The organism is Pseudovibrio sp. W74 (genome assembly GCF_001623085.1).
Taxonomy (GTDB): Bacteria; Pseudomonadota; Alphaproteobacteria; order Rhizobiales; family Stappiaceae; genus Pseudovibrio.
Window position 1 is genome coordinate 46,844 of record NZ_LMCJ01000005.1, and the last position, 26,069, is coordinate 72,912.

The 26,069-nt window shown below is 50.3% G+C and carries 25 protein-coding genes; 24 read left to right on the plus strand and 1 reads right to left on the minus strand.

Annotation, left to right across the window (positions count from 1 at the left end; genetic code table 11):
• Positions 1 to 6 precede the first annotated feature (6 nt).
• The 24 genes from ugpC to PsW74_RS04375 all read left to right on the plus strand — a co-directional run bounded on the left by ugpC (position 7) and on the right by PsW74_RS04375 (position 25,166).
• A complete protein-coding gene (gene ugpC, locus PsW74_RS04255; protein ID WP_063290110.1) occupies positions 7 to 1,134 on the plus strand; it encodes a sn-glycerol-3-phosphate ABC transporter ATP-binding protein UgpC in 1,128 nt (375 codons plus the stop codon).
• Between the two features lie 397 nt (positions 1,135 to 1,531).
• Positions 1,532 to 3,145, plus strand: coding sequence for an ABC transporter substrate-binding protein (locus tag PsW74_RS04260; protein ID WP_063290109.1), 1,614 nt, complete (start codon positions 1,532 to 1,534; stop codon positions 3,143 to 3,145).
• A 16-nt stretch (positions 3,146 to 3,161) separates the two neighbouring features.
• Positions 3,162 to 4,229, plus strand: coding sequence for an ABC transporter permease (locus PsW74_RS04265; protein ID WP_063290108.1), 1,068 nt, complete (start codon positions 3,162 to 3,164; stop codon positions 4,227 to 4,229).
• Complete coding sequence (locus PsW74_RS04270) at positions 4,226 to 5,167, plus strand: ABC transporter permease (protein ID WP_057461258.1); 942 nt, start codon at positions 4,226 to 4,228, stop codon at positions 5,165 to 5,167. The genes PsW74_RS04265 and PsW74_RS04270 overlap by 4 nt, the downstream gene beginning before the upstream one ends.
• Before the next feature lie 11 nt (positions 5,168 to 5,178).
• Positions 5,179 to 6,039, plus strand: a complete 861-nt coding sequence (locus PsW74_RS04275) for an ABC transporter ATP-binding protein (RefSeq protein ID WP_063290107.1) — start codon at positions 5,179 to 5,181, stop codon at positions 6,037 to 6,039.
• Entirely contained in the window at positions 6,026 to 6,856 is an 831-nt protein-coding gene (locus PsW74_RS04280) for an ABC transporter ATP-binding protein (RefSeq protein ID WP_063290106.1), read from the plus strand. Before PsW74_RS04275 ends, PsW74_RS04280 begins: the two co-directional genes overlap by 14 nt.
• A 123-nt stretch (positions 6,857 to 6,979) precedes the next feature.
• Positions 6,980 to 7,336, plus strand: a complete 357-nt coding sequence (locus tag PsW74_RS04285; protein ID WP_063290171.1) for a DUF2834 domain-containing protein — start codon at positions 6,980 to 6,982, stop codon at positions 7,334 to 7,336.
• A 151-nt stretch (positions 7,337 to 7,487) separates the two neighbouring features.
• A complete protein-coding gene (locus tag PsW74_RS04290) occupies positions 7,488 to 8,204 on the plus strand; it encodes a Crp/Fnr family transcriptional regulator (RefSeq protein WP_057461262.1) in 717 nt (238 codons plus the stop codon).
• 189 nt (positions 8,205 to 8,393) lie between these two features.
• Positions 8,394 to 8,846: a cytochrome c gene (locus PsW74_RS04295; RefSeq protein ID WP_057461263.1), complete on the plus strand. Its 453-nt coding sequence runs from the start codon at positions 8,394 to 8,396 to the stop codon at positions 8,844 to 8,846.
• An 11-nt stretch (positions 8,847 to 8,857) separates the two neighbouring features.
• On the plus strand, positions 8,858 to 10,243 hold the full coding sequence (locus tag PsW74_RS04300) for a cbb3-type cytochrome c oxidase subunit I (RefSeq protein ID WP_057461264.1): 1,386 nt from the start codon (positions 8,858 to 8,860) through the stop codon (positions 10,241 to 10,243).
• Complete coding sequence (locus tag PsW74_RS04305; RefSeq protein WP_063290105.1) at positions 10,243 to 11,040, plus strand: CbbQ/NirQ/NorQ/GpvN family protein; 798 nt, start codon at positions 10,243 to 10,245, stop codon at positions 11,038 to 11,040. Before PsW74_RS04300 ends, PsW74_RS04305 begins: the two co-directional genes overlap by 1 nt.
• Before the next feature lie 5 nt (positions 11,041 to 11,045).
• Positions 11,046 to 12,989, plus strand: a complete 1,944-nt coding sequence (locus PsW74_RS04310) for a VWA domain-containing protein (RefSeq protein WP_193775992.1) — start codon at positions 11,046 to 11,048, stop codon at positions 12,987 to 12,989.
• A gap of 3 nt (positions 12,990 to 12,992) precedes the next feature.
• Entirely contained in the window at positions 12,993 to 13,184 is a 192-nt protein-coding gene (locus tag PsW74_RS04315; RefSeq protein ID WP_063290104.1) for a hypothetical protein, read from the plus strand.
• A complete protein-coding gene (locus tag PsW74_RS04320; RefSeq protein WP_057461267.1) occupies positions 13,181 to 13,429 on the plus strand; it encodes a hypothetical protein in 249 nt (82 codons plus the stop codon). The genes PsW74_RS04315 and PsW74_RS04320 overlap by 4 nt, the downstream gene beginning before the upstream one ends.
• A gap of 199 nt (positions 13,430 to 13,628) precedes the next feature.
• Entirely contained in the window at positions 13,629 to 14,909 is a 1,281-nt protein-coding gene (locus PsW74_RS04325) for a carbohydrate porin (protein WP_208987831.1), read from the plus strand.
• A gap of 962 nt (positions 14,910 to 15,871) precedes the next feature.
• A complete protein-coding gene (locus PsW74_RS04335; protein ID WP_063290102.1) occupies positions 15,872 to 16,132 on the plus strand; it encodes a chaperone NapD in 261 nt (86 codons plus the stop codon).
• A gap of 13 nt (positions 16,133 to 16,145) precedes the next feature.
• Complete coding sequence (napA, locus tag PsW74_RS04340; protein ID WP_063290101.1) at positions 16,146 to 18,635, plus strand: nitrate reductase catalytic subunit NapA; 2,490 nt, start codon at positions 16,146 to 16,148, stop codon at positions 18,633 to 18,635.
• A 32-nt stretch (positions 18,636 to 18,667) separates the two neighbouring features.
• A complete protein-coding gene (gene napG, locus PsW74_RS04345) occupies positions 18,668 to 19,468 on the plus strand; it encodes a ferredoxin-type protein NapG (protein WP_057461271.1) in 801 nt (266 codons plus the stop codon).
• Positions 19,465 to 20,394: a quinol dehydrogenase ferredoxin subunit NapH gene (napH, locus tag PsW74_RS04350; RefSeq protein ID WP_057461272.1), complete on the plus strand. Its 930-nt coding sequence runs from the start codon at positions 19,465 to 19,467 to the stop codon at positions 20,392 to 20,394. Before napG ends, napH begins: the two co-directional genes overlap by 4 nt.
• Positions 20,391 to 20,834, plus strand: coding sequence for a nitrate reductase cytochrome c-type subunit (locus PsW74_RS04355; RefSeq protein WP_208980620.1), 444 nt, complete (start codon positions 20,391 to 20,393; stop codon positions 20,832 to 20,834). Before napH ends, PsW74_RS04355 begins: the two co-directional genes overlap by 4 nt.
• 28 nt (positions 20,835 to 20,862) lie before the next feature.
• Positions 20,863 to 21,507 (plus strand): NapC/NirT family cytochrome c, encoded by a 645-nt coding sequence (locus PsW74_RS04360; protein WP_063290100.1) that lies wholly within the window; start codon positions 20,863 to 20,865, stop codon positions 21,505 to 21,507.
• A gap of 326 nt (positions 21,508 to 21,833) precedes the next feature.
• On the plus strand, positions 21,834 to 23,915 hold the full coding sequence (locus tag PsW74_RS04365) for a TonB-dependent receptor (protein WP_063290099.1): 2,082 nt from the start codon (positions 21,834 to 21,836) through the stop codon (positions 23,913 to 23,915).
• A 55-nt stretch (positions 23,916 to 23,970) separates the two neighbouring features.
• Positions 23,971 to 24,342 carry a hypothetical protein gene (locus PsW74_RS04370; protein WP_063290098.1) on the plus strand — a complete coding sequence of 124 codons (372 nt, stop codon included), beginning with the start codon at positions 23,971 to 23,973 and terminating at the stop codon, positions 24,340 to 24,342.
• Positions 24,343 to 24,401: 59 nt separating this feature from the next.
• Complete coding sequence (locus tag PsW74_RS04375) at positions 24,402 to 25,166, plus strand: SDR family NAD(P)-dependent oxidoreductase (RefSeq protein ID WP_063290097.1); 765 nt, start codon at positions 24,402 to 24,404, stop codon at positions 25,164 to 25,166.
• An 8-nt stretch (positions 25,167 to 25,174) separates the two neighbouring features.
• Here PsW74_RS04375 and PsW74_RS04380 read toward each other — a convergent pair whose 3' ends face one another.
• Positions 25,175 to 25,774 carry a hypothetical protein gene (locus PsW74_RS04380; RefSeq protein WP_057461276.1) on the minus strand — a complete coding sequence of 200 codons (600 nt, stop codon included), beginning with the start codon at positions 25,772 to 25,774 and terminating at the stop codon, positions 25,175 to 25,177.
• Positions 25,775 to 26,069: the final 295 nt, after the last annotated feature.

The window sequence follows — 26,069 nt, forward strand, 5'->3', positions numbered from 1 at the left end:
AACACCATGGCAGATGTAACACTCAAGGGTATCGTCAAGGACTTCGGGTCAACCCGCATCATCCACGGCGTTGACTTGCAGATCAAAGATCGCGAGTTGATCGTGTTTGTCGGGCCATCCGGCTGCGGTAAATCGACTTTATTGCGCCTGATTGCAGGGCTTGAAGACATCACTGATGGTGACATGTTCATTGATGGAGATCTGGTGAACCAGCGCTCTCCTAAGGAACGCAAGATAGCCATGGTGTTCCAGAGCTATGCTCTTTATCCGCATATGAATGTTTATGAGAATATGGCTTTTGGCCTTGAGCTCTCCAAGCATTCAAAAGAGGATATCAAAGAGAAGGTGATGGAGGCGGCTCGTATCCTTGAGCTGACTCCGTTGCTGGAACGCAAGCCGAAGCAGCTTTCTGGTGGTCAGCGTCAGCGCGTGGCGATTGGCCGTGCGATTGTTCGTAATCCTAAGGTCTTCCTATTCGATGAGCCGCTTTCCAACCTTGATGCGGCGCTGCGTGTGCAGATGCGTATTGAGATTGCCAAGCTGCATCAGGACATGGACGCCACCATGGTGTACGTGACCCACGATCAGGTGGAGGCAATGACACTTGCAGACCGGATTGTGGTGCTGAATGCTGGCCGGATTGAGCAGGTTGGTAGCCCGCTTGAGCTGTACCATCGTCCACGCAACAAGTTCGTGGCTGGCTTCATCGGGTCGCCGAAGATGAACTTCATTGAAGCGCAGGTGACAAGTGTTGCTGAAGACGGTGTTGAGCTGTCGGTTATCGGCTCTGATCCTGTGAAGGTTGTCGTTGATCCGACCGGCCTTGCTGTTGGCGATAAGGTTGAGTTTGGTATTCGTCCCGAGCACATGGGCAGCGGAACGGAAGGCGAGCTTTCTGGGAAGGTCGAGGTTATTGAGGAACTTGGCGAGAGCCACTTCCTGCATGTGCGCTTGACTGACGGCTCTTTGATCACTGTTCAGGGCAGGGGTGATGCTACTGCGAGGGCTGGTGAGAGCTGCAAAGTGAAGCTGGATTGCAGCCATGCGCATGTGTTTGGCGGTGACGGATTCGCGTTTTCTAAATTGGGGACGTTAGGTCAACATGAAAATACTGCAACTCTTGAGGGTGCGTGATAAATAAAATTGCTCACAGGCTCACTCCAATTTGGCATAGAGTTCCAACGCTGCACCTTGTGTGCAGCGTTTACTTTTTCTGAGACGCCTCTTCATTTCTTAAAACGATTAAATAGCTGATTTTTTTAGACTGAATCAGGCTTGATCATACCAATTGACTAGTCCGTTAGGGGAGGTTTGATTACTGGCAGAAACCGCAAGGTTAGCCGTCCAGAATCAAGCAAGGATTGAGCTGGTACCTGGCATTCTTTGGCTGAGCTCAACCAAGGGTACTTGTTCCCATTCTTAAAAAGTGAAAGAATTTAATCAGTGATTGCACTTAGATGCGGTTACAATTCTTTCGCCTTCGCGCGACTAACGATGTGAAGGCATTTTATAAATAGGGGAGCATTTTATAATGCAATTTAAGCGTAGTCTTCTCTCGCTGGCGCTTGCTGCAAGCGTGGCGATGCCAATTTCTGGCGCTATCATCTCTGAGGCTGGTGCTGCAACACCACCTAACATGCTCATTGTTGCTGGCCGTATTGACGATATCATTTCGCTCGACCCGCAGGAAATGTTTGAGTTTTCCGGTACGGACATGGCGAACAACATGTATGACCGTCTGGTACAGCTGAACCCAGCTGACCTGTCCAAAGGTTATGAGCCAGGTCTGGCAACGAGCTGGGAAATCTCAGAGGACGGCAAGACCTTTACCTTTAAAATGCGTGAGGGCATCAAGTTCCACACCGGCAACCCTGTTACTGCAAAGGATGCTGAATACAGCCTTCGCCGTGCCGTTGCGATGAAGAAAACACCGTCTTTCATTCTTACGCAGTTTGGCTTCACTCCTGAAAACATGAGTGAGACAATCAAAGCCGTTGATGAAAACACTTTCCAGATTACGACAGATAAGAAGTACGCTCCTTCTTTCGTGCTGAACTGCTTCACTTCTGCAATTGCTTCTATCGTTGATAGTGAGCTGGTTAAGTCCAATGAAGTTGATGGCGACTGGGGTAACGGCTGGCTGAAAACAAATTCTGCTGGTTCTGGCGCGTTTAAGCTGCAGAGCTGGAAGCCAAATGAGTCTTATTCTCTGACTGCTGTTCCAGGCTACTGGCGTGGTGAAGTTGCGATGAAGCGCGTTATCGTGCGCCACGTGATGGAATCTGCTTCTCAGCGTCTGATGCTGGAAAAAGGCGATGTTGATGTTGCCCGTCACCTGTCTCCAGAAGATATTGCTGCGATCTCCACCAACGAGGATCTGAAGGTTGAAGACACGCTCCGTGGTCGTCTGATGTACATCTCCTTCAACCAGAAGGATAAGGCGCTGTCCCATCCAAAGGTTGCGGAAGCTCTGAAGTATCTCGTTGACTACAAAGGCATGACCGGTTCTTTCCTGAAGGGTCAGTACACTATCCAGCAGGCGTTCCTTCCGCAGACCTATATGGGCGAACTGAAGGACACTCCATTCTCACTGAACGTTGAAAAAGCTAAAGAACTGCTCGACCAGGCAGGTTATGCCGATGGTTTCGATGTTGAGTTCATCGTTCGTAATGCGACTGAGCGCGTTGAAATTGCTCAGAGCTTGCAGAACACCTTTGGTCAGGCTGGCATTCGCGCGTCTATCACACAGGGAACTGGCAAGCAGATCCTTGGTCGTTACCGCGCTCGTGACTTCCAGATCTACGTAGGTGCATGGGGTCCGGATTACCCAGATCCACACACAAATGCTGATACCTTCGCAAACAACCCGGATAACTCCGATGAAGGTAAGCACGTTGGTAAACTGGCATGGCGTAACGCTTACCCTGCAACAGAGCTGACCAAGCTGACCGATCTGGCTGTACAGGAAAGTGACCGCGAAAAGCGTGCCCGCATGTACGTGCAAGCTCAGAAGACCTTCCAGAAAGAAGCTCCATTCTCAGTTATGTTCCAGCAGATTGAACAGAACTCCATGGCTGCAAACGTAACCGGCTTCAATCCGGGTGGCGCCATTACTGGCGTATTCTTCTGGCCTGTAAAAAAATAAGATTGGCTAATTACAAATGAGCATCGCTGACTCTACAGCGACTGTGGCGCGGCGAGGGTTTACCTCGCCGCTCTACAAGATTTTAAAAGGTTTAATCGCTGGCCTTTTCTCCATTGCCATCACTATGGTGGGGCTTCTTTTCGTCACCTTCATTATTGCGCGTGTTATGCCAGTTGACCCGGTTCTCGCGGTTGTTGGTGAGCGTGCCTCTCAGGAAATTTATGAAGCTGCGTACAAGGCCATGGGTCTTGATCAGCCGCTTTACGTGCAGTTTATGCTGTTCTTGAAACAAGTGGCGATGGGTGACTTCGGGATGTCGACGCTGACAGCGCGGCCCGTTGTTGAGGACATTGCCCGCGTTTTCCCAGCTACATTGGAACTTGCAACTCTTGCGACGATCGCTGGCGTTGGCATTGGTGTGCCGATGGGGGTTTTGGCCGCAGTGAATGAAGGCCGTTGGCCGGACCAGCTGATCCGCCTTGTTGGCCTGTTTGGCTACTCCATGCCGATCTTCTGGTTTGGCTTGATGGGCCTCTTGATTTTCTACGGTATTCTTGGCTGGGTTAGTGGCCCAGGTCGTATCGATATCTATTACGAAGATATTGTTCCTGTTGTTTCAGGCATGATCCTCATCGATAGCCTGATTGCAGGAGAGATCGAGATCTTCTGGAATGCGGTGAGCCACATCATTCTGCCTGCAAGTATTCTTGGCTATTATTCTATTGCTTACATTTCCCGTATGACCCGCTCGTTCATGCTGGAACAGTTCTCTCAGGAGTACATCACCACCGCGCGCGTGAAGGGTGTTTCCGAGACTGCTGTGATCTGGCGTCATGCGCTGCCCAATGTGATGATCCCGCTTATTACGGTGATCGCGCTTTCCTATGCGAACCTGCTGGAAGGGTCGGTGCTGACTGAGATCATCTTCTCATGGCCGGGTTTGGGCAACTACATCACCAATGCTCTGCTTTCTGCCGATATGAATGCGGTGCTGGGTGGAACAGTTGTGGTTGGTGCTATCTTTGTGGGCCTCAATCTCTTCTCCGACTTCATGTACAAAGTGGTTGATCCGAGGGCACGATGACAACAGCACCTGTAAAATCTAACGTGCCTGACAGAGCTGGCTTGAAAGCATGGCTCTCCTCTGATGCACCTACATCCCGCGGACATGCGCGCGCTGTGCAGTTTTATATGGGGTGGATGAAACTCTATGAAAACAAACTCGCGTTTCTCGGGTTCCTGATTATTCTGAGCCTGGTTCTGATGGCGATTTTTGCGCCACTGCTGGCAACAACAGAGCCAAATGCACAAGACCTTGCCAAACGTTTGACCGCACCAGGGGTGGATGGTCACCTGCTTGGAACTGATGAGCTTGGCCGCGACATCTGGAGCCGCCTCGTTTACGGTTCTCGTATTACGCTTCTGATTGTAGGCATTGTAGCGTTCACAGCACCAGTGTTCGGCTTGCTGATTGGAACTGTTGCCGGGTATCTGGGCGGTTGGGTCGATCAGGCACTTATGCGTCTGGTTGATATCTTCCTGGCGTTTCCAAAGCTTATTTTGGCGCTTGCCTTCGTTGCTGCGCTTGGGGCGGGTATCGAGAGTGCGATTATCGCGATCAGTCTGACGGCATGGCCTCCGTATGCGCGTATTGCTCGCGCCGAAACTCTGACCATTCGCAATGCGGATTACATCAGCGCTGTGCGTTTGCAGGGGGCTGGTGTCATGCATATCATCATCGGGCATGTATGGCCGTTGTGTCTGTCTTCCATCATTGTGCGTGTGACGCTTGATATGGCGGGGATTATTCTGACAGCTGCCGGCCTTGGTTTCCTTGGTCTTGGTGCTCAGCCTCCAGAGCCTGAGTGGGGCGCAATGATCTCTGCTGGTCGCAAGTTCATTCTGGACCACTGGTGGGTTGCTGCCATGCCGGGTATGGCGATCTTTATCGTGTCTTTGGGCTTCAACCTGTTGGGTGATGGTTTGCGCGATATTCTTGATCCGAAAAAGAGCCAGAGCTAGGGGAGAGAACCATGAGTGATACGCTTTTAAGCGTTGAGGACCTTTGGGTTCGTTTCCCAACACGCAGCGGTACCGTTGATGCAGTTCGTGGCATTTCGTTCTCTGTTGGGCGTGAGCGCGTTGGCATTGTGGGCGAAAGTGGCTCCGGCAAATCTATGACCGGGCGGAGTATTTTGCGTCTGATCCGGTCTCCTGGCCAGATGGAAGCCAAGTCGATTAAGTTCAATGGTGAGAATCTGCTGGACTATTCGGAACGGCAGATGCGGAAAATCCGCGGGCACCAGATCTCCATGGTGATGCAGGATCCGAAGTTTTCGCTGAACCCTGTTCACACGGTTGGCAAACAGATCTGTGAGGCTCTGCGCCTGCACACCAAATCTTCTCGCCGTGAGGCTCGTCAGGGCGCTCTGGAGATGTTGGAGGCTGTTCAGATCCGCAACCCTGAGCGTGTGTTCAATTCTTATCCGCATGAGCTTTCAGGCGGTATGGGGCAGCGTGTGATGATCGCGATGATGCTGATCACTGATCCAAAGCTGCTGATTGCTGATGAACCGACCTCTGCTCTGGATGTGACTGTGCAGATGAAGGTGCTGGCGATCATGGACAAGTTGGTGCAGGAGCGCGGAATGGGGCTGATCTTCATCAGTCACGATCTGAATCTTGTCTCGTCCTTCTGTGACCGAATTATCATTATGTACGCAGGACGTATTGTAGAGACCTGTAAGGCCAGTGAGCTGCACAATGCGACACATCCTTATACACGTGGGTTGCTGAATGCGCTGCCTCGCATTGAGGAGCCCAAGGGACGCCTTGAAGCACTGCAACGTCAGGACAGCTGGAAACAGGAGGTCAGTGTCGATGCCCGAGTCTGATAGTGCTGTGATGGAACGTAAGCCATGGGTTGCGGAAGCAACAAAAGACGCCCGCCTCGAGATCAAAGACCTCAACGTCTATTTCGGTGAGGGACCGGACCGCTTTCAGGCTGTCAAAAACGTGAGCGTCAAGGTTCAGCAAGGCGGTAGTTTTGGTATTGTCGGTGAATCTGGCTCAGGTAAGTCAACTGTACTGCGTGCTGTGTGTGGACTGGTTGAGAGCTGGGATGGTGAGATCGATATTGACGGCGCCCCTGTTTCGCATAAGCGTGACAAGGTTTTTGCCCGCAAGATTCAGATGGTTTTTCAGGACCCTTATGCGTCCTTGCATCCCCGCCATACCGTTGACCGAGTTTTGTCAGAACCTCTTAAATTACATGGGTTTGATGATATTGATGGTCGTGTGCTTCGGGCTCTGGATGACGTAGGGCTTGGGGCAGATTTCCGCTTTCGGTATCCGCATCAGCTTTCCGGTGGTCAACGTCAGCGTGTGGCTGTTGCACGCGCGTTGATGTTGGAGCCGGAGATTCTTTTGTTGGATGAGCCAACTTCAGCGTTGGATGTATCTGTGCAGGCTGAAATTCTGAACCTGTTTGCTGATCTGCGGAAGGAGCATAACCTTACCTATGTGATGGTGACGCACGATCTGGCTGTGGTTGCGCATATGTGTGATGAGATTGCCGTGATGCAGCATGGTGAGGTTGTTGAGGTGATGGATGTGGAAGCGATGCGAAGCTCTACACCGGAGACAGCTTACACGCAGGAACTGCTCAAAGCCTCTATGGGGTATGATGCGGAGTTCTTCGGCGACAGCTGATCTGTGAAGCATTTGATGACTACTGAAAGCCCCGCCCTTGTGGTGGGGCTTTTGTTGTTCTGGAGGGAGAACTTCAATAGGATCGCTTTGTTGATTTGATGATTGTTGGTTGCGGAGCCAGAGATGAAGTATTTTTATGGCCTTCTTTGTATTTTGGGATTTCTGCTGCCGTACGGGGCGTTTATGCCATGGTTGCTTGAGAACGGGTTGAACCTGCCGCAACTTCTTGCAGAAGCATTTGCTGGCGAGATATCGGCTTTTGCCTGGCTTGATGTGGTGGTTGCAGCGGTGGTTTTGATAGGCTTTATCTTTGCCGAAGGGCAACGACTTGGAATGAAGCGTCTTTGGCTTCCGATTCTTGCTGTGTTCACCGTTGGTGTGTCGTTAGGCTTGCCATTGTTCTTGTTCTTGAGAGAATTACACGTTGAAAAACCTTCAAAACCAGGGGCTCACAGCGGAAAAAACGTAGCGCACATATGATAGTTGGAACTCATGTGCAGAAAATGGCCTACACCAATGAGTTCACTGTGAATTTCTTAATGTTTTCTGCTATAAACAACCGGCTTAATCCTACGAGTACATACGCTAAAACACTCGCAGATTGGCTTGGGTGTTTTCTAATTGATCTACGGTGTCTTCTTTGAGAAGTCTTGACGAAAATCTTATTTCCCATATTCCTCCGTTCCGAAAGCTGGAACGCGTTGATATCAGAGAGATTTTGGACGCAGCAACGCCAAAGCGTTTCAGCGCGGGTCAGGCTATTTTCGAAGAGCATGAGCCAGCTGAGCGGTTCTTCCTGCTGTTGGACGGTCATGTGCGCGTTATTCGCACCACGGCTTCCGGAGATCAGGTGATTGCGCGTCACATCGTCAGTGGCGAGCTTATGGGCATTGCCTCCGCAATTGGCAGGACGACTTATCCAGCCAGTGCTGTGGCGATTGATGACTGCCTTGTGCTGTTCTGGCCGACAAGTCTCTGGAAGACGTTTGTCGAAAAGTACGATGGATTTGCGACGGAAACCTACAAAACCGTCGGAGAGCGTATCTCTGAAGCGAACAACCACATTCTGGAACTGGCAACTCAGCAGGTCGAGCAGCGTGTTGCACGTGCTTTGCTGAGGCTTGCAATCCAAAGCAGCCGCATCACCGATGAGGGAATGGAAATTGATTTTCCTCTCACACGCCAGAATATCTCTGAGATGACAGGTACAACTTTGTACACTGTGAGCCGTTTGCTAAGCGCTTGGGAAAAACAAGGAATTGTGAATAGCGGGCGTAAAAAGGTCATCGTGACGGAGATGAATAAGCTGAAGACTCTGGCTGATTTGGACCCAATGGCTGACTCTTGAGTACCGTTGAGCGATTGCCTGAGTGTTACTAGGCATAAATACCAGTATTCTCGATTTTATATCCTATTGTTTTTAAATGTGTTTTTCTCCTATATCCGGTAATTACCGAATAGGTTGTTCTAGCACAAACTTCCCCAGTGGCGTCAATTTTATCATCTTCGGGACCGTAACCACGATAGGATTCCGTAGATGTCAGAATTCCTTACAAAATCGCGGGCACGAAATATTTTTTATGGGGGATCCTTATTCTTCATAGGCATATTTGCCGTGCTCTCAATCGACAGCCACCTTTACGTCGTCAATGAATCGACTTCAAAAGCTGATCTCACTGACGAGGTTGTCCTCGGAAAGCACGTTTGGGAAAAGCATGCTTGCATCAACTGCCATACGTTGCACGGGGAAGGCGCTTACTTTGCTCCTGAAGTCGGCAATGTGATGACACGTTGGGGCGTGCTGGATGATCCGGATGATGCAGCTGAGACCCTTGGCTCCTGGATGGAAGCTCAGCCGAGCCGCATCGAAGGTCGTCGCCAGATGCCTTTCTTCGATCTGACCAAAGAAGAAGTCCGCGGCCTCTCTGAATTCTTGCGTTGGGCTGACAAGACCAACACGCAAGACTGGCCACCGAACGACGCTGGTTAAGGGGTGGTATTATGAAATACAGTTCTCAAAAAGTCGCGTATGCCTACTTCGTAGCTGCGCTTGGCCTATTCGCAATCCAGGTTCTGGGCGGTTTGCTCGCTGGCTGGATTTATGTTGCACCTAACTTCCTTTCGGAGTTGCTGCCGTTCAACATCGTTCGCATGTTGCACACCAACGCACTGATCGTCTGGCTTCTGCTCGGCTTCTTTGGTGCGGCTTACTTCATCATCCCGGAAGAGAGCGAACGTGAGATCCACTCCGTTAAGCTCGCTTACATTCAGCTGATCATTCTTGTGGTTGGTACACTGGGTGCTGTTGTCAGTTACATCATGGGTATCCATGAAGGCCGTGAATTCCTTGAGCAGCCGCTCTGGGTTAAAGTCGGCATTCTTGTTGCTGCGTTGATCTTCCTCTTCAACATCTCAATGACCGTGTTGAAAGGTCGTAAGACTGCGATCACAAACATTCTGGTGATTGGCCTTTGGGCTCTTTCCCTGCTGTGGCTGTTTGCATTCTACAACCCAGACAACCTGAGCCTTGATAAAATGTACTGGTGGTACGTTGTTCACCTTTGGGTAGAAGGTACCTGGGAACTTGTGATGGCTTCCATCCTTGGCTTCCTGATGCTGAAACTCACCGGTGTTGACCGCGAAGTGATCGAGAAGTGGCTCTACATCATTGTAGCAACTGCTCTGTTCTCCGGTATTCTTGGTACAGGACACCACTATTACTGGATCGGCTTGCCTGGCTACTGGCAGTGGATTGGTTCCGTCTTCTCTACTCTGGAAGTCATACCATTCTTCCTGATGATGACCTTCTCCTTCGTCATGGTCTGGAAAGGTCGTAAGAACCATCCAAACAAAGCAGCTCTGCTGTGGTCTCTCGGTTCTGCAACTGTCGCGTTCTTCGGCGCTGGCGTATGGGGCTTCCTGCATACTCTGCACGGTGTGAACTTCTACTCACATGGTACACAGATCACTGCAGCGCACGGTCACCTTGCCTTCTTCGGCGCATACGTTGCTCTGAACCTTGCGATCTTCACTTACGCAATGCCATTGCTTAAAGGTCGTAACCCATACAACCAGGTTCTCAACATGGGCAGCTTCTGGCTCATGACTGGTGGTATGTCCTTCATGACCTTCGTGCTGACATTTGCTGGAACCATCCAGACACACATGCAGCGTGTTGTTGGTGAAGACTTCATGTCTGTACAGGACCAGCTGACAGTGTTCTACATCATGCGCTTCGGTGCTGGTGCGGCTGTTGTGATTGGTGCTCTGCTGTTCATCTACTCCCTGCTCGTACCGCGCAAGGAATTGTTCACAGCGAACTCTGGTTCCAAACCAACGACCGGTAGTACTCCTGAAGCCCAAGCTGTTCTGGAAGGTGGTCGTTAATGACTGTACAGAACCACGTTTTTGATGTGCCCTATTATCAGCCTATCGCCGATGAATGTGCATTATTTGAAACGGCTTTTAACAAAGGTCTGCCCCTTCTTTTGAAGGGGCCGACGGGCTGCGGCAAAACCCGTTTTGTGGAACACATGGCCGCAAAGCTGGGTCGCCCGATCTACACCGTGGCTTGCCACGATGATCTTTCCGCAGCAGACCTTATTGGTCGTTACCTGCTTAAAGGCGGCGTGACTGAGTGGGTTGATGGCCCGCTGACCCGCGCTGTTCGCGAAGGTGCGATCTGCTATCTTGATGAAGTCATCGAAGCACGGAAAGACGTTGCGGTTGTTTTGCACCCGTTGACCGATAACCGTCGTCGTCTCATCATTGAGAGAACTGGCGAAGAGCTGCAAGCTCCACCGAACTTTATGCTCGTTGCCAGCTACAACCCCGGCTATCAGAACGTTTTGAAGCAGATGAAGCCTTCCACACGGCAGCGCTTCCTCTCCACGACCTTCGATTTTCCTGATGCGGAAACCGAGATACAGGTCGTTGCTAAAGAAAGCGGACTGGATGTTGAGCGTTCCAAATCCTTGGTTCGTCTTGCCGGCCATATCCGTGGTCTTTCCAGCCTGGATCTGGAAGAGGGTGTTTCCACTCGCTTGCTGATTTATGCTGCATCCCTGATTGCTGATGGTATGCCAGTCGAGAAAGCACTGCAATACTCTGTTGTTGAGCCACTGAGTGATGAGCCTGATGTTCAGGTTGCGCTTCGTGATTTGATCGCAGTTGTTTACGGGTGAGCCTGATGAAAGAGCAAATACTGGAGTTTTTAGAGCCTGAAGAAGCCGTAGGTAATCTGTGGCATGATTATGCTTCAAGCCTGGGTGCTCCAGTGCACCATGAGGATATGGAGGTCGAGCTGGCTAAGCTTCGCACCTCCGTGCAAGTGGTGTTTCGCGGGTTAGGTGGTGAAGCTAAAGTCGAGATCAGTCAAGCTCCGGCGACGGCTTCAACCTACCGCATGCCCGTAAAGCGTAAGCTCGGCAATGCTGCAGAAACAATCTTTCTGCCAGAGTTCGACGGCGAGCGTTTGAGACTTCCTCCGGTTCTTGGCGTTTTTCCAGAGGCCGAAATGAACCGGGCCCATTACATCTGGCTTGCTGCATTTGCAGCGAACTGCGATGTGCAGGCAAAACCAGAGGATCCGTTGCAGGCGGATGTTCAGGCATTGGCTTTGGCCAAACAGGCGATTGAACGTGTTTGGGGCAAGTGCGTTGGTCTCCATGATTTCTTCCGTCAGTCCTGCGAGTTTCTTCTGCAAACCCGTAAGCGTCCAAGCCTTCCTGAGTGGGAAGCTGCAGTTGAAGCAATTGTTCTGGAGTTGCTTGGCGGGCCGCGGGCTGTCACCAGCACAAGTGCAACAATTCGCAAGGCGATGGAATGTGTTGATGAGCGCTGGAAGCTTACAGCTCCGCACGCATATTGCACCTTTGCGCCTGTGCCGATCTGGGTTTCCAGCGAGCTGGTCAACGGTGAGCGCGGTGAAGAGCGCTCGGATGAGCAGGCTCCGCCAACTCCGCAAGGATCAAGTGCAACAACGAAACGCAAAGCTAAACGCGAAAAGCGGGAGCAGGCGGATCGTAAAGACAGTTTTATTCTACACCGGTTTGAGGCGATCCTCTCCTGGGTAGAAAGCATGAACCTCAATCGCAGTACCGATGACGACGAAGAGGAAAATGCGCAGAAAGCTGCTGATGATCAGGATTATATCAGCCTTTCGAAAAATCAGCGGAAAGCAGCGACACGGTTGCGGCTGCATCTGGATTTGTCTCCAGAAGATGCAGACCACGAACGCCTTTCCGACAAATTCACATATCCTGAGTGGGATCACCGCCAACGTAAGTTTTTAGAAGATCATTGCCGTGTTCTGGAGAAGGATGCCGAGCCTGATTATGAGAGCGTGCTGCTGACGGATCCTTACCATAAGCGCCGTATTCGACAGGTGAAGCGCCAGTTTGAAGCATTGCGTCCAAAGCGGATCATGCAGATGCGCCAGGCTGAAGGCAGCGAGCTGGATCTGGATGCTTTGGTGACGGCTCAGGTTGATCTGAAGGCTTCAGGTTACGCATCCGATCGGATTTTCCAGGATTCACGTGCGGTTGAGCGGGACCTATCCGTTGCTATGTTACTTGATACATCCCGTTCTACTGAGAGTGCTGTTGGTGATTCCAGTGTTATCGAGATTGCGGGGGCCGCGCTTGCTGCTTTGTCTGGCGGAGTTGATGCAAGTGGCGATCATCTGGGGGTCTGGGGCTTTTCTTCATTGAAACGCGATCGGGTTTTCATGAACAAAGCCAAAGACTTCAATGAGCCGATGACGGATGAGGTGATCGCAAAGATTGGCGGGCTCAAGCCTTGTTACTACACCCGTTTGGGAGCGGCGATCCGGCATACCACCGCACAGCTTGCATTGCAGCAAACACAGCGGAAGCTTTTGATTGTACTAACAGATGGAAAGCCGAACGATCTTGATCACTATGAAGGCATTCACGGAATTGAAGACAGCCATATGGCTGTTCGTGAAGCGCGCAAACTGGGTATGGCCGTTCATGGTGTGATTGTTGATGAGGATGGGCAGGATTGGTTTGCCCGTATCTTTGGCAAAGGTGGCTATACGCTCTTTCCAAATCCGGAACGTCTGACACGTGCGCTACCGGATATTTATAGAAGCCTGACAAGGGAGTATTAGATTATGAAGCTTTTCTATATGGTTATGGGCTTTATGGCAGGTCTGCTGCCTTTGTCCGCGATGGCTGCAGTTTCCGGATACCAACGTCCTGTGCCTCAGCCGCAAAGTGCGACTGCTGAGCTGTGGTTTGGTCTTGCTACTGTTATGCTTGTTGTCTCACTTTATATCGTGCACCGGGTTGTAAAAGGCAGATGAGTGAAGAAGACCTCAGCAATCGCATCAGTGTAAGAAGGTTGGCACTCTATCTTTACCCACTGGGTATTGGAGCGGTCGGTATCAACCTCTTCTTTTTGTCGCTGATTTTCTCATGGGTTGGATGGCCAGTGATGTCACCTTATCTTGCGATGGCTGGCGGTGTTGTTTTGGGCTATCCGTTTGCGTATCCCTTTGCAAAACATATCCGTTACCTCATGGATAAATCGGATGGTTTGCTGGACTAACTATCTGTTTTGCAAGCATCGGAAGTCGAGCGCGATCTACAAAGATCGCGCTTTTTTTGTGCGCTGTGGCCATCTGATTGTTCTGATTGATAGTTTTATCAATTCAGAAGCAAAAATTAATGTGCCAGCATAGCGTTGTCCCGCTGGAGTTGTGCTGCGTTCCATCTGATTTGGTGTTTCCTGACAGGAGAAACAACAGTTGCGAGCGTCTGTTGCCCTAACATCACTGGCACGTTTGATGAAGCGGCGTTGCCTGCTGCTCGCATCTCTTTGTTTTTACGTGCTTTTCAACGGCGTGGCGCAGGCGCAAGACTCTCGTTGGCCGTTGAATTGGGGTGATTGGGAGACGGCGACCGGAGACTGGGGCGGGTATCGGACGAAGCTCAACAATATGGGTATCGATCCGGAGTTGAACTACACCCACGATATCATGGCAAATCCGGTTGGAGGAGAACGGCAAAGTGCTGCTTATGCCGGAGCGCTCGGGGCCAATATCAACTTTGACTTTGAAAAACTGATGGGCTTGAGCGGAACCAGTTTCAGTCTTGGTTTATATCAGGGGCTTGGGCGAGATTTGTCTGGTGAAGACATCAATAACGTTTTTGATGTGGCGCAGATCTTTATAGGCGATGTTTTCGGTATCTCACAGATGAACATTTTGCAGATGCTGGCGAATGATCGGGTGGAGATTGCGATAGGCCGACTTTCTGCGGGGGCGGACTTTGCGTTCAGTGAGGCTTTCCCGCTTTATGTCAACAGCGCTGTCAATGGAAACCCGGCCCAACTCCTTGAAAACTTGCCTTCATTTACGACTCCGCCTTTCAGCCAGTGGGGTGTTCGGGGAACAGTGAAACCGGAGGACTTTCTCTACCTTTCTGTCGGTGCATACAACGCGGACTTGAATGCGCAGGACAACGAAGATCAAGGATTTAACTTCAAGTTCAATCCCGAAGACGGCGTGTTGGTAATTGCAGAAGGAGGGGTTCTGGTTGGGCAGGAGAAGACCAGTGCTTACTTGCCAGGCCGGTATATGCTTGGCGGTTATTATGACACCAGTGATTACACGCCTTTCACCGATGCAAACGCGACGGAAGAGGGCAACTGGGGGCTCTATTTCATAGCGAACCAGATGGTCTATGAAGAGCAACCGGATCAAGGCCTTAATCTCTGGGGGCTTTTTACGCTTGCACCACAACAAAGCATCAACAGTTTGCCTTATGGAGTGAGTGGTGGTGCCTACTACAAAGGACTGCTTGATAGCCGGGATAACGACATCACAGCGGGTGCATTTTATCTTGGTTTCTTCAGTGATGACCTGCCAGGCCAGACCTATGAACTTGTGTTTGAGGTGAACCATCGTTTTCAGTTTACGGAATGGTTCTATACGACGGTCGATGGGCAGTATGTGGTGAACCCAAATGGCCAGACAAATATCTCTGATGCATGGGTTGTTGGCTTCGAAATGTCCGTTGATTTTTAAGCCTAAAGACGTTGTTTTTTCAGAAAAATAGCTCGTTTTCGAGAGTGCAAATCACTTGCAAAAAACATCAGCACACGACCAAGAAAAAGTACGCGGAAATCCACTGTAATCTTTGTGTTTTTGAGTGCGCGTAATAGTTTTACAAAGTGCATCAGCCTCCACAAAAGCAGTACAAAATTTCAGCTTTAAAATAGTCGGTTTCAGGTCCGGATTTTGGGGAGCTTTGATGAACGCACTGATGTTACTTCAGAAATCACTAAATTAGTTTAGTTTGAAGTAATTTGAAATGTGGACGAAAGCTAAATTATCACGGAAACGTGAGATGTAAACTCAAGTTAAATTTAAATCTTGAGTTATTCGTACTAGTATTTCTGAAGCATTCAATTTGATTGCAATCAAAATACAAAAGTAATCTCGTTGATATATTTTTCTCAGTTCAGTTGAGAAGTTGATTCTATCATGCAAACGCAGATGGGAAGGCGGCATTTTCTTGGTATGTCCAAGTATGCGGAGGATAAGCCGTGTCCGCCTTACAGTATTGGTAAAGTTGAATTTTCCGATGTATGCACCGGTTGCGGTGATTGTGTTTCGGCGTGTCCTGAAAAGATCCTTCGAATTTCTGAGCGGAGTCGATTGGCTGTTGTCGATTTTGGGGTGGGACCCTGCACCTTCTGCGAAGCGTGCGTTGACGTTTGCAAAGAAGGAGCGCTCGTTAAGACCGAAGACGCTCCCTGGGCGATGAAAGCAACGATCGGCTCTAACTGCCTTTCTTATCAAAAGATCGCGTGCCGGGCCTGCGCGGACTTTTGTGAGATGAGGGCAATCCGATTTCATCTTGGCCTAGGCGGCCAGCAAATTCCTGATTTGGACGGTGAAGCCTGTACCGGGTGCGGTGCCTGCCTTGTTGCCTGTCCCAATGGATCCATCGAAATGCGCGAAATTAAACTCCAAGAGGAGGTTCTATGAACATTTGCGGCGTTCTCGTTAGTTGCTTAGCGGGAAAAACCCAAGAGGTTTCTGAAGCATTGTCCGCCCTGCCGGGCGTGGAAGTTCATATCACCAAAGAGGATACGAGCCAGCTTGTTGTGACTGCAGAGGATACGGAAGAGTCCTTCGCTGATCAGCAGGTGCTGGAAATTCACCGGACGCCGGGCGTTGTATCCGCTGGTCTTACCTATCATCAATTCGAACCAAACACCGACCCTGACTTGAAGGCGGCCTAACGGGAGGCAAAACATGTCAATCACGGCATCTCGCAGAGATATTATAAAGTCAGCAGCGGTTGCAGCAACTGCTTCTGCGGCTGGCATCGCTTTACCAAAGTCTGCCGAGGCTCAGGGAAAAGCCTCCGATATACGCTGGGACAAGGCTGTTTGCCGCTTTTGCGGAACAGGCTGCTCTCTCCTTGTGGGTGTTAAAGACGACCGTGTTGTCGCCACTCAAGGTGATCCAGATGCACCAGTGAACCGCGGCTTGAACTGTATCAAAGGCTATTTCCTTTCCAAGATCATGTACGGCAAGGATCGCCTGACAACACCGCTGCTCCGCAAGACCGCTGGTGTTTACGACAAGCATGGCGAGTTTGAGCCTGTCTCCTGGGATGAAGCTTTCACTGTCATGTCCGAAAAGTTCAAGGACGCATTGAAGGAAAAAGGCCCAACTGCCGTTGGTATGTTTGGTTCTGGTCAGTGGACCATTTGGGAAGGTTACGCTGCTTCCAAGTTTATGAAGGCAGGTCTGCGCTCCAACAACATTGACCCGAATGCCCGTCATTGCATGGCGTCAGCTGTGGCTGCTTTCATTCGTACTTTTGGTATTGATGAGCCAATGGGTTGTTATGATGACATGGAGCTTGCCGATGCATTCGTGCTTTGGGGCTCGAACATGGCTGAGATGCACCCAATCCTTTGGTCCCGTATTACAGATACCCGTCTGACCAAACCGGGCTGTGAAGTTCATGTGCTCTCCACTTTTGAGCACCGTTGCTTTGAACTTGCTGACAACGGCATGGTGTTCACGCCACAGAGCGATCTGGTGATCCTCAACTTCATTGCTAACTACATCATCGAAAATGATGCGGTGAACTGGGACTTCGTCAATAAGCACGTCAACATCACCAAAACCGCGACAGATATTGGTTATGGTTTGCGCCCTAATGATCCGCGCGAGCAGGCTGCCGAAAATGCTGGTTCTGGTAAGATCTCCAAAATTGACTTTGAAGAGTATAAGCAGCTCGTTTCCAAGTATACGCTTGAGTATACAGAAGAAATGTCTGGCGTTCCGGCTGAAAAGCTTCTGAAGCTGGCGAAGATCTATGCTGATCCTAACCGGAAGGTTATGTCTCTCTGGACAATGGGCTTTAATCAGCACTCACGCGGCAGCTGGGTGAACAGCCTTTGCTACAACATTCATCTCCTGACTGGTAAGATCTCTGAGCCTGGCAATGGTCCATTTTCTCTGACGGGTCAGCCATCTGCATGTGGTACTGCCCGTGAGGTCGGAACATTTGCGCACCGTCTGCCTGCAGACATGGTGGTCAAAAATCCTAAGCACCGTGAAATCTGTGAGACTGCCTGGAAAATTCCTGAAGGAACAATTCCTGCCAAGCCTGGGTACCATGCAGTTCTGCATCATCGCATGCTTAAAGATGGCAAGCTGAATGCCTATTGGGTTCAGTGCACGAATAACCTGCAAGCAGCTCCTAATATGAACGAGGAAGGCTGGCCGGGATATCGTAATCCTGAGAACTTCATTGTTGTCTCTGATCCATATCCAACCGTTACAGCAATGGCTGCTGATCTTATTCTGCCAACAGCTATGTGGGTGGAAAAAGAAGGGGCCTATGGTAACGCAGAGCGCCGTACCCAGTTCTGGCGTCAGCAGGTGAAAGCTCCGGGTGAAGCCATGTCAGATGTCTGGCAGGTTATGGAGTTCTCTAAGTACTTCAAGACAGAAGAAGTCTGGCCTGAAGAACTGCTTGCCAAAATGCCTGAGTTGCGCGGCAAGACACTCTTTGAAGTGCTTTATGCCAATGGTGTTGTCGATAAGTTCCCGGTCTCTGAAGTCAAAGAAGGCTTCAATAACCATGAGTCCGAAGACTTCGGCTTCTACGTTCAAAAAGGGTTGTTTGAAGAATACGCCGAATTTGGGCGTGGCCATGCGCACGACTTGGCTGACTTTGACGTCTACCACAAAGCGCGCGGTCTCCGCTGGCCAGTGGTTGATGGTAAGGAAACACTCTATCGCTTCCGTGAAGGTTATGATCCTTACGTTAAAAAAGGTGAGGGCGTTAAATTCTACGGTAAGCCTGATGGCAAGGCGAACATCATTTTTGCACCTTATGAGCCGCCAGCAGAAGTGCCAGACAACGAGTATGACCTCTGGCTCTGCACCGGTCGTGTGCTGGAACACTGGCATACAGGTTCCATGACGCAGCGTGTTCCAGAACTTCACCGGGCATTCCCGTCTGCTGTTCTGTTCATGCATCCGCAAGATGCACGGGAGCGTGGTCTTCGTAGAGGGCAGGAAGTCACTATCTCCACTCGTCGTGGTGAAGTGCTGACACGCCTGGAAACCAGGGGCCGGAACAAGGTTCCAAAAGGTTTGGTTTACATGCCTTTCTTCGATGCAAACCAGTTGACCAACAAGCTTACACTCGATGCCACTTGTCCGATTTCGAAAGAAACCGACTACAAAAAGTGCGCTTGTAAGGTGGAAAGCGCTTAGAGCAACCCTCTGAGCAGCAATGGATAAGAACCATGTCTGATCTCAAAAAGACAGGCCTCAGCAGTGCAAAGCGTCGCCAGTTTCTTGGCGACGCGGCCCGCACAGCGTGTGGCTGTGCTGTTGCTGCGACGTTTCTGACGGTCTATCAGGCGCAGGCTAAGGCTTTTCCTGCCGACGCCATCAGACCGCCCGGAGCTCTCTCTGAAGAAGAGTTTTTGAGTGCGTGTGTGCGATGCGGACTGTGTGTTCGCGATTGCCCATATGACACGCTGAAACTCGCCGAGCTTGGTGAAACTGGCCCGGCAACAGGAACGCCATACTTTACAGCCCGCGATGTGCCTTGTGAAATGTGTGAGGATATTCCTTGTGTTGCTGCCTGTCCGACAGGGGCACTGGATCATTCTCTCACCGATATCGACGATGCTGATATGGGTGTGGCTGTTCTGATTGACCAGGAGAACTGCCTTAACTTCCTCGGTTTGCGTTGTGAGGTTTGTTATCGGGTTTGCCCGCTGATTGATGAAGCGATCACACTCGAAATGACACCAAACACGCGGACCGGTAGTCACGCAGTCTTTTCGCCAACAGTCTATGCAGACGTCTGCACGGGTTGCGGCAAATGCGAGCAGTCGTGTGTGTTGCCGGAAGCTGCAATCAAGGTTCTTCCTCGCCGCATTGCCAGAGCTGAGAGTGCTGAGCACTACCGGCTTGGTTGGGAGGAAAAAGCCAAAGCAGGAAATGCGTTGGTTCCCGGTGTGATTGATCTGCCTGATCGTGTGCCGGATGCTGGTGGGTTTGAGCCCGTGTTCCAGCCAGGGAAGGGGCGGCCATGACCACTCATGCATTAGACGCTCATGTACCAAAAGAGAAGAAGAGAAGCTGGGTGCTGCGCAACAGATTTCTGTTGCTCAGACGGAGTTCGCAATTGCTCATTCTGGCTCTGTTCCTCGCAGGGCCGTGGGCAGGCCTTTGGATTGTCAAAGGAACACTGACCTCCAGCATGACGCTGGATATCCTTCCGCTGACAGATCCGTTCCTGCTGCTGCAGACGATGGTGACAGGACATTGGCCTGAACTGACAGGTTTGATTGGTGTTGCCATTGTGGTTGGCTTTTACGCCGTATTTGGCGGCCGGCTGTATTGCTCATGGGTTTGTCCCATGAACGTGGTGACTGATAGCGCCAACTGGTTGCACCGCAAGCTTGATCTGAAAAAAGGATGGCAACCGAAAAAGCACACCCGATATTGGGTGCTGGCCATGACACTGCTGGTTGCTGCCGGATCTGGCTCTCTTGCTTATGAGCTGGTCAATCCCGTGACCTTGCTGCACCGCGGATTGGTGTTCGGCATGGGGTTTGCCTGGGCTGCGGTGTTGATGGTGTTTTTATTCGACACCTTTGTCTCCCGGCATGGTTGGTGTGGGCACCTTTGTCCTATGGGGGCTGTCTACGGGCTGCTCAACACCAAGAGTTTGCTGCGGGTTTCTGCGAAAAATCGGGATGCCTGTGATGACTGTATGGACTGCTTCGAAGTTTGCCCCGAGATCCACGTAATCTCTCCGGCTTTGCGAGGCAAAGGGGATGATACCCCGCTGATTGTAAATCGAGACTGTACGTCTTGTGGTCGCTGTATCGACGTATGCGATCTGGATGTTTTCAGTTTCACCCATCGTTTCGATACTCAACTTATTCAACCTACTTCAATCGAACCGGGCCCCCGCGATCCGGTCACGACCAAAGCTATGGGAGGTCACAAATGAAAACGGGAGTGCCTTGGAAGGCTATCACCATTATGGCGGTTTTGCACCTTACCGGCTTTGCTGCCTTGAGCGCACATGCAGAGGGGGTAAAGTCATTGCGGGGTGTACAGGTTGATGAACCTGTCTTCGTCGAGCCGATTGCTCGCCCGCAAAACACTCGGGTGAACCGTGAGTTCCGTCAGCAACCACCATTGGTGCCACACAAGACTGAGGCTTATCAGGTCGACCTGAAAGTCAACCAGTGTCTGACGTGCCATGATTGGGCTAATGCAGGGGAGAAAAAAGCGCCAACCTTATCCATGACACATTATGCAGACCGTGAAGGACGTCAGCTGGACCGGGTTGCAGGTACACGCTGGTTCTGTACGCAATGCCATGTTCCTCAAGTCGATGCTGATCCGCTGGTGGAGAATGAATTTACTCCGTCAAGCGAACGCTAGATGGCACTTCTGACTGGAGGAAATTAATATGAGCAATCAAGGCGCAATTCCCAGTAAAGATCAGGGATCTGGCTTGTTCAAACGGATCTGGCGGTTTTTGAGACATCCTGCAACGACAATTTCTGCAGGCGCTCTGTTGCTGATTGGTGTTGTTGTCGGTGTGGTTTTTTGGGGTAGTTTCAACTGGTCCATGGAGATGACGAATACCGAAGAATTCTGCATCGGCTGCCATGAGATGGAAGCAAATGTTTATGCGGAGTATACCGAGACGGCCCACTATGCGAATGCATCTGGCGTACGGGCAACTTGCCCGGATTGCCATGTGCCGAAAGAGTGGGTGCACAAGGTGGTTCGCAAAGTACAAGCTTCCAGAGAGCTATATCATAAGGCTCTGGGCACCATTGATAGTCCGGAGAAGTTTGAGGAGAAACGTCTTCAACTGGCGACTAATGTTTGGACTGCAATGAAGAAAACTGACAGCCGCGAGTGTCGTAACTGTCATGAGTTCAACTCCATGGACTTCGTTCTTCAGGAAGGTCGTGCCTCTGCCGCTCACTCTGATGCATTCAAGGAAGGCAAGACCTGTATTGATTGCCACCAAGGCATCGCCCACAGCCTGCCAGCCAACGCGCTGGAAGCTTACAAAGAGAACGTCTCTGCTGTTTATGACTAAGCATCGCTTAGGCTAGTTGCATAGGGCGCTAGAGTAGTAACCCACCTTTGAGAGTTCTCGAAGGTGGGTTTTTCTTTACTCCTACCAAAGTAAGTGAGTCGAATCAGCCGTTGACGAAGCTGCTGATTGTCATCTGCCAGAAGCTCTTGTCTGTGTGATTGTTTGATCCAGATCAAATGAAGCAAGGAGAAGCAACATGAGATGTGTTTAAAATGACACAAATATGAGTATTATATTCATGTATTTTACTTGAGTGGCGGTTTTTACATTGATAGATATCTCAATCCAATAATATGAGTAATTAACTCATATTAAAGGTTGTAGGGATGTCCAAGGGTTTTGTCTCCGGCTTGATGACCGGAATCTGCTATCTCGCACTGCAGTCCGGTGCATATTCTCAGGAGCAAACAGAGCCACAAGAGCTCGGGCCAATTGTCGTCACAGCTTCGCGTAGTGAGCAAAGCCTGGATGAAGTAACCCGCTCCGTCGCTGTGATGGAGAGTGAGCAGATTGAGCGGGCTGTTGCAGATAGTGTAACTGAAGTTCTGCGTGATGTTCCTGGTATCAATATTATCGATAGCAACGTTGCAGGTATGAAGCGGATCAGCATTCGTGGTGAAGAATCTTCGCGAAATGTTGTGCTCGTAGATGGGCAAGAGATCTCTGATCATACTTCTTATGGTGCTGTATTTCTGATTTCTCCGTCTGATATCGAGCGTATAGAAGTGGTGAAGGGCCCGGGCTCGGTCCTGCATGGCTCGAAAGCTATCGGCGGCGTTGTAAATATTATCACTAAGAAGGGTGCCGATCGTGCCGTGCAGGTAGAGATCGGAACGGCCTTCGATTCCTCTACTGATGGTATTACGGGGTTCAGCTCAGCTGCTGGGACTATTGATCAGTGGGACTATCGGTTTTCTGCTAGCAAATCCAAACATGGTGATCGCGAAACAGCAAATGGCACGCTGGAAGGTAGTGCTTTTGAAAACCAGAGTGTAACGGCCTATGTTGGCTACACTGGTGACCAACATAAATTTAGTATCAAGGCTGAACGATTTGAGCAGGAAAGTGAGGTTTACACTGATCCTGCTGATATCGGGCTCGTGATGCGTCAGTTTGATATGGACTTGCCAAAGCGCGACCGTTCTAAAATTGGCATATTCTATGACTTTACCGATGTAAGTGAGAGCATTGCTAAGGTCCATTTGGATGGATACGTCCAGCAGATTGACCGTGTGGCTCTGGTAGACTATGAGCTGGCTCCTCCCCGTCTTGGAGCGCCAGTTATGAAGCGCGAGAATGAGACTGAGAGCAAACTGCTTACATTCGGCTTGAATGGGCAGGTTGATCTGACCCTGTTTGATAACGTATTGACCTCAATCGGCTTTCAGGCTGTCCAGGATCAGTTGGATAAAGATAGCTTCAGTACTGGTACGAATACTATCAGCGTTCCCGGACCTGTCATTCCAGTCAATATCATAGAGCGAGATGAGGCCAAACTTACGACTTTGTCTGCGTTCCTTCAGAATGAGTGGGATCTGAATGATGATCTTACGCTAACTGCTGGTGGCCGTTATTACTTCGTTGCGAGTGAGAATAAAGGCACTGCAGGTGATCGGGATGAGAGCGATCAGGCATTTGTGGGTGCTTTGGGTCTAAACTATACGGGCTTTGAGAATTTTGCGCTAAGAGCGCATGTGTCTCAGGGATATGTATATCCGACACTCCTCCAAAGCACGTTGGGCTCAGTATTCTCTCCTGCTGGAAAAATCTATGGTAACGCTGACCTTGATCCAGAGACGTCAATGACCGCAGAGATTGGTGCGCGTTTCGACAGGGGAAATTTGATTGTTGATGCGAGCGCGTTTTATACCGGTGCGAAGGACTACATCACATCGGTTGATTGTGATGCAGCAGTTCATGGTTCAAAGTGCACTGCAAACTCAGATATTTACGTGAATATTGATGCGGCTAAGACTTGGGGTCTTGAACTTGCTGCTTCCTATCAGTTTGCTGAGTTGGCGGTCACACCATATGCCAATATCACTTTGATGCGGCGCCAGTTTAGTTCCGGAGCAACCAACACCTTTGATACCGACACGCCGTTGGTATCTGGCCGTCTAGGCGTGATGAAGTCCTGGGCCTTTGATAACGGAGTTGAAGCCTATGCGGATCTTTACAGTCGCTTCTCCAGCGAGCATCGGCAGAAGGATAGCAGTGGTATCGATGAAGCGGACGGTTTTGCCACGCTTAACCTGGCAGGTGGCTTTTCCTACGATTTCGATGAAAAGCACAGGTTAAAAGTGCATGCAGCTGTCGAGAACATCTTTGACCAAGACTATAAACCGTCAGTCGAAGAACTCACTGCACCGGGCCGGGCGTTTAAAATTTCTGCGAGTGTCGTCTTCTAGTTCTCAGAGCCCTGCCGTAATTGCGGTGGGGCTGTTTTTAAAAGGATATCATCACATGAAAACCGTGCTTCTCATGTTTTTGCTGAGTTCAGCGGGGCCGAATGGTGAGGTGGGTGCTTCCTACGTTGAAAAAGATAGTGTTGGGGAATGTCAGCAAGGCATTGTCGCGTTGAAGGAAATTTTGGCGGAGCCGCGCTTTAAGATCCATTATGCGGGTTGCCATCAAAGCTCTGCTCATATCTCTGAGTTTGAACATCCGGGTGCTGATGATGAAGGCGATAAGCCGGAGCGTTTCGTTTATCTCAACAGGATTGAGAAAGGTCAGTTGCTTGTTTCTGAGGCTGATAGCCTTGCCAGTTGTGAGGCGAGTATAAACAAAAGCGAGAGCTGGTGTGCTGTGAGCACGCAGAAGTTGTTGCAGCAATAGCCAGACCTATGCTTTGCTCCTCCCACGGGAATTCTAATGTTGCTTTGGGGGGAGTGCGAATGACATCTCGAAAAAAGACTGTCTGGATTATTGGGGCAACTTCAGGGATTGGTGAAGAGCTCTGCAAGCTTTACGCAGATGATGGCTGGCAGGTTGTTGCGAGTGGCCGCCGGGTTGATCGACTTGAAGCACTGAAAGAAACATACACATCAGTGACGAGTTTACCGCTTGATGTAACGGATAATGAGCAGATAGCTCAAGCCGCCCACGATTTTGATGAAAATGCCAGCCTGCCTGATTTGACGCTTTATTGCGCCGGTGTTTTTCACATTGGTGGACTTTCTACATTGACCGAGGAAGTCTGCGTCAGTGCGATGGATACAAACTATTTTGGTGCTGTGCGGACCATACATAACTTGTTCCCATTGCTGAAAGAACGCGGCTCCGGGCACGTTGCCATCATTTCCTCGCTTAGTGGGTATGGAGGGCTGCCTTACGCTGCAAGTTATGGCCCTACAAAAGCTGCGCTCATCAATCTTTGTGAGGCGTTGAAACCGAGTTTTGATCGGGCGAACCTCTCTCTTTCAGTCATCAATCCCGGGTTTGTGAAGACCGCGATGACTGAAAGTAGCAAGTTGCCTATGCCCTTTATCGTGAGTGCAGAAGGGGCTGCCAAACGGATCAAGAAAGGCCTTGACCGTAAGAGCTTTGAGATTGCGTTTCCTTTCCCGCTTGTTACGGCTTTGAAACTGCTACGGTTTGTCCCTTATTGGGCATATTTCCGACTGGTTGGCCTTACAGCCGGGAAGCGCAGTTCTTCATAAAGATTAAATTAGGAAGGTTGGAGGTGGGACGATCTCTGACCTTCCTCAGTTTCTGTTGTATGTGTCATTGCTTGCTGCAACTCGGGTAGAAATGCCCAGATCTCACGATTGAGTTTCACAAGCTTCTCGATTGCATTTCCCATTTGGGTGATGCGCGCGTCGTCGACTGCCTTGATTTCCCCGAGCTGGATCTGTCCATTCTTGCGTTGAATGCGCATGGAATGGGTGTGGGTGATTTCGCCTTGCTGGTTCTGTTTGAAAGTTGCGTGGCTAAATTCATTTCTTAGCCGGGTACTTTCGTTGAAGATGCGAAGAATGCGGCGCAGCTTCTTTTTGAGGGCAACATCTTTTAGCTTTGCGTCTGCCAGGCGTTCTATCAGTTCCAGCCTTGCCCTCGTTGTGTTGAGAGTGCCGAAGACAAGAGTTGCGGTGAGTTCGTCGGTCTGCATGAGATGCTGCAGGATGTAGATGAACGTGCTCTCATTGTTGGACCAGCTGTAATTGATGTTCCCAATCAAAGCGAACAGGAGGTTTCGCCGCCCAGCCTTGTCGGGGGCAATTCTGTCTAGTTCGTCAAAGTCAGGTGAATGAGAGGTTTGATCGTGCATAAAGCGCGCCTGTCTGAGAATACTCGTTTTCCAGCCTATAATTACGTTTCTGACGCAAGGGTAGCAAAGCTAAAGCGTTATTTATAGAGCATGATGGACAGGTTTTGCTTGGCGACTCTTTGACTGGATGTCTGGGGAGTGTTGGTGAAGTAAATGAGGCTTAGTCTCGATGATTCCTGAGATTTAAAGGAGCATAAGCCACAGTGACTGAAGATATTCCTGAATTACCTGTGAAGAAATTTATGCGATCAGGAATGTGAGTTACTGGGCGGATTGTGTCTTTAAATTAGAGTAT

Bases quoted from the DNA above. Each gene is read 5' to 3' on its own strand.
- PsW74_RS04360 (WP_063290100.1), top strand. From the start codon at position 20,863: ATGAGCAATCAAGGCGCAATTCCCAGTAAAGATCAGGGATCTGGCTTG.
- napG (WP_057461271.1), top strand. From the start codon at position 18,668: ATGTCTGATCTCAAAAAGACAGGCCTCAGCAGTGCAAAGCGTCGCCAG.
- PsW74_RS04265 (WP_063290108.1), top strand. From the start codon at position 3,162: ATGAGCATCGCTGACTCTACAGCGACTGTGGCGCGGCGAGGGTTTACC.
- PsW74_RS04270 (WP_057461258.1), top strand. From the start codon at position 4,226: ATGACAACAGCACCTGTAAAATCTAACGTGCCTGACAGAGCTGGCTTG.
- PsW74_RS04280 (WP_063290106.1), top strand. From the start codon at position 6,026: ATGCCCGAGTCTGATAGTGCTGTGATGGAACGTAAGCCATGGGTTGCG.
- PsW74_RS04285 (WP_063290171.1), top strand. From the start codon at position 6,980: ATGAAGTATTTTTATGGCCTTCTTTGTATTTTGGGATTTCTGCTGCCG.
- PsW74_RS04315 (WP_063290104.1), top strand. From the start codon at position 12,993: ATGAAGCTTTTCTATATGGTTATGGGCTTTATGGCAGGTCTGCTGCCT.
- PsW74_RS04365 (WP_063290099.1), top strand. From the start codon at position 21,834: ATGTCCAAGGGTTTTGTCTCCGGCTTGATGACCGGAATCTGCTATCTC.
- PsW74_RS04370 (WP_063290098.1), top strand. From the start codon at position 23,971: ATGAAAACCGTGCTTCTCATGTTTTTGCTGAGTTCAGCGGGGCCGAAT.
- PsW74_RS04320 (WP_057461267.1), top strand. From the start codon at position 13,181: ATGAGTGAAGAAGACCTCAGCAATCGCATCAGTGTAAGAAGGTTGGCA.
- PsW74_RS04375 (WP_063290097.1), top strand. From the start codon at position 24,402: ATGACATCTCGAAAAAAGACTGTCTGGATTATTGGGGCAACTTCAGGG.
- PsW74_RS04305 (WP_063290105.1), top strand. From the start codon at position 10,243: ATGACTGTACAGAACCACGTTTTTGATGTGCCCTATTATCAGCCTATC.
- napH (WP_057461272.1), top strand. From the start codon at position 19,465: ATGACCACTCATGCATTAGACGCTCATGTACCAAAAGAGAAGAAGAGA.
- PsW74_RS04275 (WP_063290107.1), top strand. From the start codon at position 5,179: ATGAGTGATACGCTTTTAAGCGTTGAGGACCTTTGGGTTCGTTTCCCA.
- PsW74_RS04310 (WP_193775992.1), top strand. From the start codon at position 11,046: ATGAAAGAGCAAATACTGGAGTTTTTAGAGCCTGAAGAAGCCGTAGGT.
- PsW74_RS04295 (WP_057461263.1), top strand. From the start codon at position 8,394: ATGTCAGAATTCCTTACAAAATCGCGGGCACGAAATATTTTTTATGGG.
- PsW74_RS04300 (WP_057461264.1), top strand. From the start codon at position 8,858: ATGAAATACAGTTCTCAAAAAGTCGCGTATGCCTACTTCGTAGCTGCG.
- ugpC (WP_063290110.1), top strand. From the start codon at position 7: ATGGCAGATGTAACACTCAAGGGTATCGTCAAGGACTTCGGGTCAACC.
- PsW74_RS04355 (WP_208980620.1), top strand. From the start codon at position 20,391: ATGAAAACGGGAGTGCCTTGGAAGGCTATCACCATTATGGCGGTTTTG.
- PsW74_RS04380 (WP_057461276.1), bottom strand. From the start codon at position 25,774: ATGCACGATCAAACCTCTCATTCACCTGACTTTGACGAACTAGACAGA.
- napA (WP_063290101.1), top strand. From the start codon at position 16,146: ATGTCAATCACGGCATCTCGCAGAGATATTATAAAGTCAGCAGCGGTT.
- PsW74_RS04335 (WP_063290102.1), top strand. From the start codon at position 15,872: ATGAACATTTGCGGCGTTCTCGTTAGTTGCTTAGCGGGAAAAACCCAA.
- PsW74_RS04260 (WP_063290109.1), top strand. From the start codon at position 1,532: ATGCAATTTAAGCGTAGTCTTCTCTCGCTGGCGCTTGCTGCAAGCGTG.